14 protein-coding genes are annotated in these 13549 nt (G+C 60.0%); all 14 read left to right on the plus strand.

Annotated elements, in window-relative coordinates; genetic code table 11:
* Positions 1–4 precede the first annotated feature (4 nt).
* The 14 genes from QRN61_RS22775 (at position 5) to QRN61_RS22840 (ending at position 13549) form a co-directional block, all read left to right on the plus strand.
* A complete protein-coding gene (locus QRN61_RS22775) occupies positions 5–625 on the plus strand; it encodes a pseudaminic acid biosynthesis-associated methylase (RefSeq protein ID WP_096796276.1) in 621 nt (206 codons plus the stop codon).
* On the plus strand, positions 622–1317 hold the full coding sequence (gene pseF, locus QRN61_RS22780; protein WP_285375581.1) for a pseudaminic acid cytidylyltransferase: 696 nt from the start codon (positions 622–624) through the stop codon (positions 1315–1317). The genes QRN61_RS22775 and pseF overlap by 4 nt, the downstream gene beginning before the upstream one ends.
* The gene (pseG, locus tag QRN61_RS22785; RefSeq protein ID WP_096796274.1) at positions 1314–2825 is read left to right on the plus strand and encodes a UDP-2,4-diacetamido-2,4,6-trideoxy-beta-L-altropyranose hydrolase; all 1512 of its coding nucleotides are present in this window, start codon (positions 1314–1316) and stop codon (positions 2823–2825) included. Before pseF ends, pseG begins: the two co-directional genes overlap by 4 nt.
* Positions 2818–3870 carry a pseudaminic acid synthase gene (pseI, locus tag QRN61_RS22790; RefSeq protein WP_096796273.1) on the plus strand — a complete coding sequence of 351 codons (1053 nt, stop codon included), beginning with the start codon at positions 2818–2820 and terminating at the stop codon, positions 3868–3870. The genes pseG and pseI overlap by 8 nt, the downstream gene beginning before the upstream one ends.
* A gap of 227 nt (positions 3871–4097) precedes the next feature.
* A complete protein-coding gene (locus QRN61_RS22795) occupies positions 4098–5024 on the plus strand; it encodes a ketoacyl-ACP synthase III (RefSeq protein ID WP_096796272.1) in 927 nt (308 codons plus the stop codon).
* Between the two features lie 85 nt (positions 5025–5109).
* Positions 5110–6399 (plus strand): motility associated factor glycosyltransferase family protein, encoded by a 1290-nt coding sequence (locus QRN61_RS22800; RefSeq protein ID WP_027614229.1) that lies wholly within the window; start codon positions 5110–5112, stop codon positions 6397–6399.
* Positions 6396–6668 (plus strand): hypothetical protein, encoded by a 273-nt coding sequence (locus QRN61_RS22805; RefSeq protein ID WP_027614230.1) that lies wholly within the window; start codon positions 6396–6398, stop codon positions 6666–6668. Before QRN61_RS22800 ends, QRN61_RS22805 begins: the two co-directional genes overlap by 4 nt.
* 237 nt (positions 6669–6905) lie before the next feature.
* Complete coding sequence (locus QRN61_RS22810; RefSeq protein WP_007920059.1) at positions 6906–7757, plus strand: flagellin domain-containing protein; 852 nt, start codon at positions 6906–6908, stop codon at positions 7755–7757.
* A gap of 73 nt (positions 7758–7830) precedes the next feature.
* Complete coding sequence (locus QRN61_RS22815; protein ID WP_027614231.1) at positions 7831–8190, plus strand: flagellar protein FlaG; 360 nt, start codon at positions 7831–7833, stop codon at positions 8188–8190.
* Between the two features lie 83 nt (positions 8191–8273).
* The gene (gene fliD / locus QRN61_RS22820) at positions 8274–9746 is read left to right on the plus strand and encodes a flagellar filament capping protein FliD (protein WP_285375584.1); all 1473 of its coding nucleotides are present in this window, start codon (positions 8274–8276) and stop codon (positions 9744–9746) included.
* Positions 9747–9875: 129 nt separating this feature from the next.
* Positions 9876–10274, plus strand: coding sequence for a flagellar export chaperone FliS (gene fliS, locus QRN61_RS22825; RefSeq protein ID WP_027614233.1), 399 nt, complete (start codon positions 9876–9878; stop codon positions 10272–10274).
* Between the two features lie 11 nt (positions 10275–10285).
* Positions 10286–10582: a flagellar protein FliT gene (gene fliT / locus QRN61_RS22830; protein ID WP_007966233.1), complete on the plus strand. Its 297-nt coding sequence runs from the start codon at positions 10286–10288 to the stop codon at positions 10580–10582.
* Between the two features lie 172 nt (positions 10583–10754).
* Positions 10755–12230: a sigma-54 dependent transcriptional regulator gene (locus QRN61_RS22835; RefSeq protein ID WP_003222863.1), complete on the plus strand. Its 1476-nt coding sequence runs from the start codon at positions 10755–10757 to the stop codon at positions 12228–12230.
* Positions 12231–12355: 125 nt separating this feature from the next.
* Complete coding sequence (locus QRN61_RS22840) at positions 12356–13549, plus strand: sensor histidine kinase (RefSeq protein WP_285375653.1); 1194 nt, start codon at positions 12356–12358, stop codon at positions 13547–13549.

The raw sequence follows: 13549 nt of genomic DNA on the forward strand, positions 1-13549 counted from the left end.
TGCAATGCGTGATCTGAGTGAGCAGGAAAAATTCTGGCAGGGCGATTTCGGCAACCAGTACGTCGATCGCAACGTCGGACAACCGCTGGTGGCGGCCAATCTGGCGTTGTTCGCCAAGGCCCTGAGCCGCGCCGGGCGCATCGACAGTGTGGTTGAACTGGGCACCAATGCCGGCAACAACCTGCAGGCGTTGCATCAACTGCTGCCGCAAAGTGAATTGTTCGGCGTTGAGATCAATGAAAGCGCCTGTGCTCAGGCGCGGGCACTGGGCATCGCGCAGATCTGGCACGGCTCGCTGTTCGATTTTCCCCGCGAGCGCAGCTACGACCTGACCCTGAGCAAAGGCGTGCTGATCCATCTGGCGCCGGAGCTGCTGCCGACCGCCTATGCGCAGTTGTATGCGTTGAGCCAGCGCTACATCCTGATCGCCGAATACTACAATCCGGCACCGGTGGAAGTGTCCTATCGCGGCAACAGCGGCAAGCTGTTCAAGCGCGATTTCGCCGGGGAAATGCTCGATCGTTATGCCGATCTGCACTTGCTCGATTACGGCTTTGGTTATCACCGTGACCCACAATTCCCGGTGGACGACATCACCTGGTTCCTGCTGGAAAAACGTCCTTGAACAGCGTCGCAATCATCCCGGCCCGTGGCGGCAGCAAGCGCATCCCGCGCAAGAATCTGCTGGCGTTCGACGGCGTGCCGATGATTGTCCGCTCGATCCGAACGGCGCTCGACAGTGGCCTGTTCGAACAGGTCGTGGTCAGTACCGATGACGCGGAAATTGCTGAGTTGGCGCTGGCCCACGGTGCGCAAGTGCCGTTCCTGCGCCCGGCTGAACTGGCGGATGATTTCACCGGCACCGCTGCGGTGATCGTGCATGCCTTGCAGCAACTGCCAGCCTTCGATTACGCCTGCTGCGTGTACGCCACGGCGCCGTTGTTGCAGGCGCGTTTTTTGCGCGAGGGATTCGAGTTGCTGCAGCAGCACCCGGACAAAGCCTTTGCGTTCTCCGTGTGCAGCTTTGGTTTCCCCGTGCAGCGGGCGCTGACGCTGGACGGGCAGGGCGCATTGACCGCGTTGTACCCGGAATTTCGCAACACCCGCTCGCAGGATCTGCCTGAAGCTTTTCAGGACGCCGGCCAGTTTTACTGGGGCCGTCGCGAGGCGTGGCTGCGCGGTGACGTGTTGTATTCACCCGCGAGCCTACCGGTGCTTCTGCCGCGGCATCTGGTGCAGGACATCGATACGCCGCAAGACTGGAAACGCGCCGAATACCTCTACGCCGCGCTCAAGGCCGGCGGAGAACTGCAATGAGAGTGCTGATCCGAGCCGACGCTTCGCCGACCATCGGCAGTGGCCACATTGCCCGTTGTCTGACGCTGGCGCGAGTGCTGCGCAAACAGGGCAGTCATGTCGCGTTTGCCTGTCGGCGGTTGCCCGGGCATCGGCTTGATGCCTTGGCTGTCGAAGGTTTCGAGACCTTCGCCTTGCCGGACTTCTACCCTGACGAAGACCCGCAACAGGCCATCGAATCGATGCTGCCGTGGCAGGCAGACATCGAGGAGCTGGACGCCTTGCTGGCAGGTCACGGCGCATTCGACTGGATCATCGCCGACCACTACGGCCTCGATCATCATTGGCAAACCGCTGCCCGTCGTTGGGCGCCACGGATTGCGGCGGTGGACGATCTCGCCACCCGCCGTTACAGCGTTGATCTGCTGCTCAATCAGAACCTGTCCGGTCTCAGCGCAAACTATGCGCCGCTGCTGCCCGAAGGCTGCCGCACCTTGCTCGGCCCGCGCTACGCCATGCTGCGCGAGGAGTTCGTCTGTCCGGCCATTGCGATCAAGCCCAAAGCGCGGCGGGTGCTGGTGAATTTCGGTGGTTTCGATGCGGCGATGCAGACCCATCACGCGATGCTGGCGCTGCAGGACTTCGCAGAGCTGGAAGTGGATTTCGTCGCCGGTGCAGACAATCCTGCGTGGGCGCAAATGCAGGCACTGGCCGCAACACGGCCGCATTGGCGCCTGCACAGTTTCGTCAGCGATTTCCAGCAACGCATGACCGCGGCCGATCTGTTTATCGGCGCGGGTGGCGGCACCAGTTGGGAGCGTGCAGCCCTCGGCCTGCCGACGATCTGCATCGCGGTATCGAACAACCAGAAAGCCAACGGCGAAGTCATGGCAGCGGCGGGGGCGCATGTGTTCATGGGCGCCCGCGAGCAGGTCAGCGTCGAACAACTGCGCGACGCCATCGGTTTTGTCGTCGACAATGTCTATCTGCGCCAGAGTCTGGCTGAGCGTTCACGGCAACTGGTCGATGGGCGCGGTGCGTTGCGCGTGGCGGCGGCGCTGGCCGGTGCGGTGCTCAAGCTGCGCCTGGCGACTCTGGATGACGCGCAATTGCTGTTCGACGGGCGCAATGCCGAGGCTGTACGCCGTTGGTCACTGGACACTGGCGCAGTCGAATGGCCGCAGCACCTGAACTGGCTCAATGCGAGCCTGTGCAACCCGCAACGTCTGCTGTTGATTGCCGAGGCCGAGGCCGATGACGGCGCGGTCGGCGTCTTGCGTTATGACTTGCGTGGATTCGAGGCTGAAGTGTCGCTGTATCTGCTGCACGGGCGTTTCGGTCTGGGTTGGGGCAGGGCGCTGCTGGCGCGAGGCGAGGCGTTCGTCCGCGAGCACTGGCCGCAGATGACCGCCATCACCGCTCAGGTGCTGCCGGGCAATCGCCCCTCTTTGAATGTGTTTCGTGACGCCGGATTCACCCAGAGTGCCTGCGCGTTCACCAAGGTTTTGAAGGATCACCGCGATGAGTAGTTTCAAGATTGGCGAGCGTCTGATCGGTGCCGATGCGCCGCCGTTCATCATTGCCGAGATGAGCGGCAACCATAACCAGTCGCTGGAGGTGGCCCTGCAGATTGTCGAAGCCGCCGCCAAGGCTGGCGCGCATGCCTTGAAGCTGCAGACCTACACCGCGCAGACCATGACCCTGGATCTGGCCGAGGGCGAGTTTTTCATCAAGGACCCGAACAGCCTGTGGGCCGGTACTTCGCTCTACGACCTGTACGAGAAGGCCCACACGCCGTGGGAGTGGCACGCACCGATTTTCGCCCGGGCCAAAGAGCTGGGCATGCTCGCGTTCTCGACGCCGTTCGATGACACGGCGGTGGACTTTCTCGAAAGCCTCGATGTGCCGGCGTACAAGATCGCCAGTTTCGAAAACACCGACCTGCCGTTGATCCGCCGTGTGGCCGCGACCGGCAAACCGCTGATCATCTCCACCGGCATGGCCAGCATCGCCGAGCTCGACGAAACCGTGCGCGCCGCCCGCGAGGCAGGGTGCAAGGATCTGGTGCTGCTCAAATGCACCAGCACTTACCCCGCGACCCCGCTCAACAGCAATGTGCGCACGATCCCGCATCTGCGTGAGCTGTTCGGTTGCGAGGTAGGTCTTTCCGATCACTCCATGGGCGTTGGCGTGTCTGTGGCCGCTGTGGCGCTCGGGGCGACGGTGGTGGAGAAACACTTCACCCTCGACCGTTCGGCGGGCGGGGTCGACGCCAGTTTCTCGCTGGAGCCGGCGGAACTGGCCAGCCTGGTGGTGGAAACCGAACGCGCCTGGCAGGCCATGGGCCAAGTGCATTACGGCGTCACCGAGGCCGAGCGCATGTCGCTGGTCTATCGCCGCTCGCTGTACGTCACTGCCGACATGGCGGCCGGTGAAGCCTTTTCCGGGGACAATCTGCGCGCCATTCGCCCAGGTCTCGGTCTGCCGCCCAAGCACACCGATGCTGTCCTCGGTCGCCGCGCTCGTCAGGCGATCAAACGTGGCACGCCGCTGGACTGGTCGTTGGTCGAATAACCCGATCTGCAACCGATTCGGCAAAATAGCGTGACCTGCGAGTCATAACGCGCATCTTCACTGTATTGTATTGACCGGGGAGATGGCGCCTGGCCGTGTAATCGGTTCCAGTGATAGCCCTTTGCGCTCCCCGTGGCTGCCCGTTGTGGCGGCCGTTTTCTGTTTGTCGGCGCCCCTCGAATCCTTGCGAGCGGTGGTTTTGGGCTGTTTTTTATTGGGAAGCCGTAATGATTGGCATAAAAAGCATTGCGAGCTACGTTCCTGTAGCCGGCGTGGACAATTACGCACAAGGTGCAAAATTCGAGAAGGATGAAGAATTCATCCTTGGCAAAATCGGTTCGGCCTTCCTGCCGCGCAAAGATGCTGAACAGGAAACCTCCGATCTGTGCGTGGAAGCGGCCAATGCGCTGTTTGCCAGCAACCCTGAATTGAAGCGTGAATCGATCGACGCACTGATCGTCGTCACCCAGAACGGTGACGAAGAAGGTCTGCCGCACACCGCTGCCATCGTCCAGGACAAGCTCGGTCTGCCGACTAATGTCGCGGCGTTCGATATTTCCCTGGGCTGCTCCGGTTACGTCTACGGCATCTACGCGATCAAGGGCTTCATGGAAGCCGCCGGCCTGAAGAACGGCCTGCTGATCACCGCTGACCCGTATTCGAAAATCGTCGACCCGGAAGACCGCAACACCACCATGCTCTTCGGCGATGCCGCCACCGCGACCTGGATGGGCGAAGATCCTTCATGGGCGCTGGGCAAGGCCAAGTTCGGCACCGACGGTTCCGGCGCACCGCACCTGAAAGTCACCGATGGCGTGTTCTTCATGAACGGCCGTCAGGTGTTCAACTTCGCGCTGCTCAAAGTCCCGGCGCACTTGCACGAATTGCTCGACGACTCCGGCCTGAAGGCTGACGACATCGACGCCTTCTGCATTCACCAGGGCAGTGCGGCGATTGTCGATGCGGTGGCCCGCCGTTTCGAAGGCGAGCCGGAGAAGTTCATCAAGGACATGGTCGAGACCGGTAACACCGTGTCGTCGAGCATCCCGCTGCTGCTGGAAAAACACGTACTCGATTCCGACTGGCAGCGCATTGCCCTGAGCGGTTTCGGTGTCGGTCTGTCGTGGGGCTCGGCGATCATCTATCGTCCTTGAGTCGGTCAAAAACGGCGGATACAAAAATAGCGTTCAAGGTTACCCTTGAGCGCTATTTTTTTGCCTGAATGGAGCGCTAGGCGGCATGAGCGAGTTTTTCCAACCCAACGCCCAGGTCATCCAGCGACGCTGGCCGGCGTTGTTCGAGCGGCTGATGGCGGAAGACACCTCAGTCGTTCAAGCCGAACTGGTGCAGGGCTTGGGCTCGACGCTCAGTGTCAATGGCATTCAACTGACCAGTCGCCACGACCGCATCCATGAAGCCCGCATCCAGGCGGCCAGCCTGGCGGAAAAATCGCAGTTGCATGTCTACGGCACTGGCCTCGGCGATTTGCCAACGGTGCTGCTGGAGCGCGCTGGCCTTGAGCGGTTGTACGTGCATATCCTCAATGGCGCGGTGTTTGCGCTGGTGCTGCAACTGCTCGATCAGCGCCCGTGGCTGGAAGATCCGCGTGTGCAGCTGTTCTATGCCGGTGATCTGTCAGACATCTGCACACCGTTTTTCGCCCTGCCGGCCGAGATGCTGCTGGCTGATGATTTCAACGCGAAAATCCGCGATCGGCTGGTCAGCGAAGTGCACCTGAGCTTCAACAATCGCGAGTTCGATCCAAACTTGCCGTTCATTCAACAGCGTTTGCAGGACTGCCTGCCGGTGTTGCTGGGTGATGACGATGTGGCGCAGTTGTTCGGCAGCGCCAACGGCCGGGAAATCTATGTGATCGGCACCGGGCCGACGCTGGAAGGGCATTTCCAGCGTCTGGCGGCGGTGCATGCGCAGGCTGAACGTCCATTGTTGATGTGCGTCGATACCGCTTACCGGCCACTGCGCGAACACGGCATCGTCCCGGATCTGGTGGTCACCATCGATCAGCGCATCAGCTTCCGGCATTTGCCGTTCGAGGACTCCGCTGGCATCCCGCTGGTGTATCTGCCTATGAGCGATCCTGCGGTGCTGACCGCCTGGAAGGGCAAGCGTTACGGCGGTTACTCGGCCAGCCCGGTGTACGCCGCGTTACGTGAGCAATATCCGCGCGGGCAACTGCATGTCGGTGGCAGCGTGATTCATCCGGCGGTGGACCTGGCGGTGAAGATGGGCGCGTCGCGCATTACCCTGTTTGGCGCTGACTTCGCCTTCCCGATGAACAAGACCCATGCTGGCTGGAATGACGGTGATCTGGGGCCAGGGGTCGATCAGGCGCGGCATTGGGTGCAGGACGGTCATGGCCAGCGGGTCAGCACCCAGCTGAACTTTCGCGGCTATCTGTGTGTGCTGGAGCGCTATATCGCCGCGCATCCGCAGGTGCAGTTTTTCAACAGCAGTCGAGCGGGCGCACTGATCGCCGGGACGCAGTTCAATCAGGAGTTTGTGCAATGACGACGATTGAGCAGTGCGTCGACGAATGCCGTCAGTGCGCCGGGCTGTTTCGCCTGGGACGTGATGTCGAGGCGGCGCTGGATATGGTCGATGTATTCGAGGGCGCGCAGCAGTTGCTGATCGCTGCGCCTGCGCCGATTCAGCAGGAGTGGGCCTTTGTACTCACGCAGATGCTCGACTGTCAGGAGCGTCAGGACTGGTTGGGGCTGGCGGACTGGATGGAGTACGAGCTGATCGAAGTGTTGCAAAAAGCACGATCGGCAAAATGAGCGACCGCACTGGCCCGCGGCTTTGCGCGCGGGTCGGTTTTATGGCGTCATTTTTTCGCAGGTGGGAGGGCGCTAAGCCCTTGTTTTCTCGGGGGTGGCAGGGTGATGGCAAATTTTTTTCAAAAAGCCCTCAAGCAACTTGCCAACCCGACGATAACTATTACGAAGGTTCTCTAGGCCATTCCAGGCGGTTGCCAGGGCCGGAAGCCGCAGTACCCAACCAACGAGGAATTCGTCATGGCTTTAACAGTAAACACCAACACCACGTCGCTGAACGTTCAAAAGAACCTGAACCGCGCTTCCGACGCTCTGTCGACTTCGATGCAGCGCCTGTCTTCCGGCCTGAAAATCAACAGCGCTAAAGACGACGCTGCTGGCCTGCAGATCTCGAACCGTATGTCTTCGCAGATCCGTGGTAACACCCAAGCCATCCAGAACGCCAACGACGGTATCTCCGTTGCTCAGACCGCTGAAGGCGCTCTGCAAGCGACCACCGACATTCTGCAGCGTATGCGTGAACTGGCTGTTAAAGCACGTAACGGCACCAACGGCACTGCTGACCAGACCGCTACCAACGCTGAATTCGCTCAGATGTCTGACGAAATCACCCGTATCTCGGCATCGACCAACCTGAACGGCAAAAACCTGCTGGACGGTTCGGCTGGTACTGTGACCCTGCAAGTTGGCGCAAACACTGGTTCGGCTAACCACATCGACCTGGTACTGAGCTCCAAGTTCGACGCCGTCAGCCTGTCGGTTGGTAGCGGTACTCTGTCCCTGACTGGTGCTACCGTAACTGGCGCTTCGCAGAACATCGACAACGCGATCACCGCAATCGACGCCGCTATCGCTGCAATCGGTGCAACTCGTGCCAGCCTGGGTGCTTCGCAAAACCGTCTGACTAGCACCATCCAGAACTTGCAGAACATCACCGAGAACACCACTGCTGCACAAGGTCGCGTACAAGATACCGACTTCGCCGCAGAGACTGCTAACCTGACCAAGCAGCAAACCCTGCAACAGGCTTCGACCTCTGTTCTGGCTCAAGCCAACCAACTGCCTTCCGCTGTACTGAAGCTGCTTCAGTAATTTCGGAATGAGTTTGGGCGGGAGGGTGCGCTGGTCGCGCTCTCTCGCTTTTTTACGTTAGGAGGTGATGAGCATGGACATGAGCGTAAAGCTTAACGTGTCTTATCCGGCTCCCAAGCCAGCGACGCCTGTTGCTGATAAGCCGTCGGAGACGCCAAAAGTTGCACCGGCCGACGCTCCGGTCGCTGACAGGAAAAGTCAGCAAACGGATGACGCCAAGTTGAAACTGGCCGTGCAAGAGATCGAGAAGTTCGTTCAATCGATCAAGCGTAACCTGGAGTTCTCGATCGACGAGCACTCTGGCAAGGTCATCGTCAAGGTGATCGCAAGCGAGACGGGTGAGGTCGTACGCCAGATCCCCTCCGCAGAAGCACTCAAGCTCGCAGACAGCCTCGCCAACGCAAGCCATGTGTTGTTCGACGCCAAAGTCTGATAGCTGGCATGAATAGTGTTTGTCTTTCTTGAATGACGCCTGGATGGGTCAAAAGTCTGGCAACAATCTGAAGGGAGATGCACATGGCAAGTCCAATTCTACCGGGTTCCGGACTGGGTTCCGGCCTGGACATCGGCGCGATCGTGACCGCACTGGTCAACGCCGACAAGTCGCCGAAGCAGACGCAGATCGATTCCGCGACCAAAACCAATACCCTGAAGATTTCCGGTGTCGGCACGTTGAAGAGTGCGCTGACCGCGTACCAGACGGCGATGACCAACCTGGGCAGCAAGACCAACCCGGCGTTTGCCGGTTTCACGGCGACCTCGAGCAACACAGCGATTCTCGGCGCCACCTCCGATAACACCGCGGTGTCGGGGACTTACAACGTTGTTGTCAACCAATTGGCCACTGGCTCGAAAGTTGCCAGCGCTTCTTTCGCCGGCGGTGCTGCCAGTGCCATTCCGAGTGGTACCCTGAAAATCAGTCAGAATGGCACTGATTACAATGTCACGATCCCGGCCAATGCAACCTTGCAGAGCACCCGTGACGCGATCAACACGGCTCAGGGCGCCAATGGCATTTCTGCCAACATCGTGACCGACAGCAGCGGTGCTTCACGCCTGGTGATCAGCTCGAACAAGACGGGCGCCGGTACCGACCTCTCTGTCAGCGGGATTGCCGGTCTGGAGATCGACGGTACTCAGCCGATGGGTACCAATCCGGCGGCAGGCGCCTCTGGCAACGTCAATGGCCCTGCACAAGATGCCAAGGTGACCATCGACGGCCTGCAGGTTTCCAGCAAGAGCAATACGGTCAGTGGTGCAATCAGCGGCCTGACCCTGAATCTGACCACTGTCAGTCCTCTCGTTGGTGGCGTTGCCACGCCGACCGTTGTCAGCGTCGATACCAACACCAAGGGGCTGCAGGCGTCGGTTCAGGCGTTTGTTGACGCCTACAACACCCTGAAGACCACCATCGACACGCTTTCCAAGGCTACGCCTGATGAAGACGGCAAACTGACGGTGCAGGCGGCGTTTACCGGTGACTCGTTGCCGCGTTCGCTGATCGCCGACATCCGTGGCCAGTTGACTGCTCCTGGTGCTGGTGCAAAGGGTTCTTTGTCCTATCTGTCGGAGATCGGTGTGATGACCGACCGCAACACCGGCAACCTGACATTTGATACTGCTGCGTTCACCAAAACCATGGCTCAGCCCGGCAAGGCTGGCCAGGTGCAGCAGATGTTCACCGGGACCGACGACACCAACGGTCTGCTGGCACGCATGAACAAGGCGGTGGATCCGTATCTGAAGGCGCCTGCCGGTAGCGCCCCTACTGCCGTAGGCCTGCTTGATCAGCGCATGTCCATCCTGAACAACAACACCAAGAGCCTGACCAGCCAGCAACTGGCGCTGGATCTGCGTGTTGCCAACCTGACCAAGACGTTGACGGCCAAGTACAACGCCATGGACTTGCTGGTAGGGCAGATGAAGGCGACTGCGAGCAACATCACGTCGTTCTTCAGCTCGCTGAACGCTCAGCAGTCCGCGAAGTAACCTGCAAGAACGACAAAAACCCGGCTACGCTTTATCGGCGTGCGCCGGGTTTTTGTCTTTTGATCTAAAGTTCTGTGATTCGTTGGCGATACACTGGTTATACGAGTCATTGTGGCAATGAGGTAGAACATGAACCCAATGTTAGCCCTTCGGCAATATCAGAAAGTCGGCGCGCACGCCCAGACCTCCGAGGCGAGCCCGCACCGTCTGGTGCAAATGCTGATGGAAGGCGGGTTGGCCCGCATCGCTCAGGCCAAGGGTGCCATCGAGCGCAAGGATATTCCTGGCAAGTGCACCTCGATCAGCAAGGCCATTGGCATTGTCAGCGGGCTGCGCGAAGGTCTGGATCTGGAAAAATGCGCCGATGAACTGGCCGATCTGGACGGGCTGTACATCTACATGATGAAGCGTCTCGCCGAGGCCAACATCAACAGCGATCCGCGCATTCTCGATGAGGTCGCCGGCTTGCTGAGCACGGTAAAAGAAGGCTGGGATGCCATCGCCCCCGAGCCTGCTCCGCAGTTTTAAAGGAGAGCACCATGAGTCTTGTATTGCAGCGAATCGCCGACACCCGTGAAGCGCTGGTCAGTGCGCTGGCCGAACGCAACTGGGAAGCCATTGGCGAGCTGGATCTGGCTTGCCGTTCCTGCATGGAAGACGTCATGGCCGAGGCCTCGCTGGATGAGGAGGCCTTGCGCAGTAACCTTGAGGAATTGCTCCATGTCTACAAGGAGCTTCTGGAGGCGGCGATGGGTGAGCGGCAGGCGATAGCCAATGAGATGTCGCAGATCACCCAAGCGCAAAAGGCGGCAAAGGTTTACCATCTGTTTGGTTAATTAACCCCCAGTTAATCCAGACATGTGCGCCATAAATTTGACTGTGCACGGTTTTTTGACTTAACTAGTGGCTGTTTTCAGATTTCAGGCGTCTACAGGCACAAGGTGTCCTGCAAGCGTCTCGCTTGCCCCATTTTTCGGGCATTGAGTTGACTAGGGAAGTTGCTATTGCATGTGGCGTGAAACCAAAATTCTGCTGATCGATGACGATAGCGTCCGCCGCCGCGACCTGGCGGTGATTTTAAATTTTCTCGGCGAAGAAAATTTACCCTGCGGCAGCCATGACTGGCAGCAGGCTGTCGGCTCTTTGTCATCGAGTCGTGAAGTCATCTGTGTACTGATCGGGACGGTAAATGCTCCGGGTGCACTTTTGGGCTTGTTAAAGACACTCTCGACGTGGGATGAGTTCCTTCCGGTTTTGCTGATGGGCGATAATTCTTCCGTCGACCTGCCGGAAGACCAGCGCCGCCGGGTGCTTTCGACCCTGGAAATGCCGCCCAGCTACAGCAAACTGCTCGACTCCCTGCACCGTGCCCAGGTCTATCGCGAGATGTACGACCAGGCCCGCGAGCGCGGTCGTCATCGCGAGCCCAACCTGTTCCGCAGCCTTGTCGGCACCAGCCGGGCGATTCAGCACGTCCGGCAGATGATGCAGCAAGTGGCCGATACTGACGCCAGCGTGCTGATCCTCGGCGAGTCCGGCACCGGCAAGGAAGTGGTTGCGCGCAACCTGCATTACCACTCCAAGCGTCGCGACGCGCCTTTCGTGCCGGTCAACTGCGGGGCGATCCCGGCAGAGCTGCTCGAAAGCGAACTGTTTGGCCACGAGAAGGGCGCCTTCACCGGTGCGATCACCAGCCGTGCCGGACGTTTCGAACTGGCCAACGGCGGTACGCTGTTCCTCGATGAAATCGGCGACATGCCGCTGCCGATGCAGGTCAAGCTGCTGCGCGTGCTGCAGGAGCGCACCTTCGAGCGCGTGGGCAGCAACAAGACCCAGAGCGTCGACGTGCGCATCATTGCCGCGACCCACAAGAATCTCGAAAGCATGATCGAGATCGGCACCTTCCGCGAAGACCTCTACTATCGCCTGAACGTGTTCCCGATCGAGATGGCGCCGCTGCGTGAGCGCGTCGAAGACATCCCGCTGCTGATGAACGAGCTGATCTCGCGCATGGAGCACGAAAAGCGCGGTTCGATCCGTTTCAACTCGGCCGCGATCATGTCGCTGTGCCGTCACGGCTGGCCGGGCAACGTCCGTGAGCTGGCCAACCTGGTGGAGCGCATGGCGATCATGCATCCGTACGGGGTGATCGGCGTGGTCGAGTTGCCGAAGAAATTCCGCTACGTCGACGACGAAGACGAGCAGATGGTCGACAGCCTGCGCAGCGATCTCGAAGAGCGCGTGGCGATCAACGGTCATACGCCGGACTTCACCGCCAACGCGATGCTGCCGCCGGAAGGCCTGGACCTCAAGGACTACCTCGGTGGTCTGGAACAGGGCCTGATCCAGCAGGCGCTGGACGACGCCAATGGCATCGTGGCGCGTGCCGCCGAACGCCTGCGCATTCGTCGCACCACGCTGGTGGAGAAGATGCGCAAGTACGGCATGAGCCGGCGCGAAGGAGACGAACAGGCGGATGATTGACGCCTGTTTTTCAACGCCTTCATTTATAAGCAGTTTTTTTTAGGCACGGGTATTGCTACATCCCTCGCAACGTTCCGTTTAACTGACGGTCAGCCAAGCGAGAGAACACAATGCCCCACGCCCAGATGTCATCTGCCTCCCATGCCGAGGGGCAACCGTCGTCCGTAGAGCAGGCGAGCCGTCAGGGTCTTGAGCACGCGTTCGCGCTGTTCAATCAGATGTCCAGTCAACTGACCGATTCCTACAGCATGCTTGAAGCCCGGGTTACCGAGCTCAAGGGCGAGCTGGCGGTGGTCAGTGCCCAGCGCATGCAGGAGCTGGCCGAAAAAGAACGCTTGGCCAACCGTCTGCAAAACCTCCTCGATCTGTTGCCCGGTGGAGTCATCGTGATCGACGGCCACGGCATGGTGCGCGAAGCCAACCCGGCGGCGATCGATTTGTTGGGGCTGCCGCTGGAAGGCGAGTTGTGGCGCCACGTCATCGCCCGTTGCTTCGCCCCGCGTGAAGACGACGGTCATGAAATTTCTCTGAAAAACGGTCGACGCCTGTCGATTGCCACCCGCTCGCTGGATGCCGAGCCGGGCCAGTTGGTGTTGCTCAACGACCTGACAGAAACCCGCCACCTTCAAGATCAACTGGCACGCCATGAGCGTCTGTCGTCGCTGGGACGCATGGTCGCCTCGCTGGCCCATCAGATCCGCACGCCGTTATCCGCCGCGTTGCTCTACGCCAGTCATTTGACTGAGCAGGAATTGCCTGTCGCCACCCAGCAGCGTTTCGCCGGCCGTCTCAAAGAGCGCCTGCATGAGCTGGAGCATCAGGTGCGCGACATGCTGGTGTTCGCTCGTGGCGAGTTGCCGCTGACCGACCGCATCACTCCGAATACTCTGATGCAGGCGCTGCAAGCAGCGGCGTTGACCCATGTGCAGGATTTGCCGATTCGTTGGCAGTGCGACAGCCATGTCGGCGAATTGCTGTGCAACCGCGACACGCTGGTCGGGGCGATTCTCAATCTGATCGAAAACGCGATTCAGGCCAGCGATGGCAACGTGCGCCTGAAGGTGCACTGCTACACCCGCGACAGCAGCCTGCGCCTGTGCGTCAGCGACAGCGGCAGCGGCATCGAGCCGCTGGTGCTGGAGCGTCTCGGCGAGCCATTTTTTACTACCAAAGTCACCGGCACCGGGCTTGGCCTGACCGTGGTCAAGGCTGTGGCGCGGGCACATCAGGGAGAATTGCAGCTGCGCTCGCGAGTCGGGCGCGGCACGTGCGCGCAGGTGATCCTGCCGCTGTTTTCCGCTGTACACGGAGCTGAGTAA

The organism is Pseudomonas sp. lyk4-TYG-107 (assembly GCF_030209055.1).
GTDB classification, from domain to species: Bacteria; Pseudomonadota; Gammaproteobacteria; order Pseudomonadales; family Pseudomonadaceae; genus Aquipseudomonas; species Aquipseudomonas putida_A.

Coding starts and splice junctions, on each gene's coding strand:
- QRN61_RS22775 (WP_096796276.1), top strand. CDS start 5: ATGCGTGATCTGAGTGAGCAGGAAAAATTCTGGCAGGGCGATTTCGGC.
- pseG (WP_096796274.1), top strand. CDS start 1,314: ATGAGAGTGCTGATCCGAGCCGACGCTTCGCCGACCATCGGCAGTGGC.
- pseI (WP_096796273.1), top strand. CDS start 2,818: ATGAGTAGTTTCAAGATTGGCGAGCGTCTGATCGGTGCCGATGCGCCG.
- QRN61_RS22795 (WP_096796272.1), top strand. CDS start 4,098: ATGATTGGCATAAAAAGCATTGCGAGCTACGTTCCTGTAGCCGGCGTG.
- QRN61_RS22800 (WP_027614229.1), top strand. CDS start 5,110: ATGAGCGAGTTTTTCCAACCCAACGCCCAGGTCATCCAGCGACGCTGG.
- QRN61_RS22805 (WP_027614230.1), top strand. CDS start 6,396: ATGACGACGATTGAGCAGTGCGTCGACGAATGCCGTCAGTGCGCCGGG.
- QRN61_RS22810 (WP_007920059.1), top strand. CDS start 6,906: ATGGCTTTAACAGTAAACACCAACACCACGTCGCTGAACGTTCAAAAG.
- QRN61_RS22815 (WP_027614231.1), top strand. CDS start 7,831: ATGGACATGAGCGTAAAGCTTAACGTGTCTTATCCGGCTCCCAAGCCA.
- fliD (WP_285375584.1), top strand. CDS start 8,274: ATGGCAAGTCCAATTCTACCGGGTTCCGGACTGGGTTCCGGCCTGGAC.
- fliS (WP_027614233.1), top strand. CDS start 9,876: ATGAACCCAATGTTAGCCCTTCGGCAATATCAGAAAGTCGGCGCGCAC.
- fliT (WP_007966233.1), top strand. CDS start 10,286: ATGAGTCTTGTATTGCAGCGAATCGCCGACACCCGTGAAGCGCTGGTC.
- QRN61_RS22835 (WP_003222863.1), top strand. CDS start 10,755: ATGTGGCGTGAAACCAAAATTCTGCTGATCGATGACGATAGCGTCCGC.
- QRN61_RS22840 (WP_285375653.1), top strand. CDS start 12,356: ATGTCATCTGCCTCCCATGCCGAGGGGCAACCGTCGTCCGTAGAGCAG.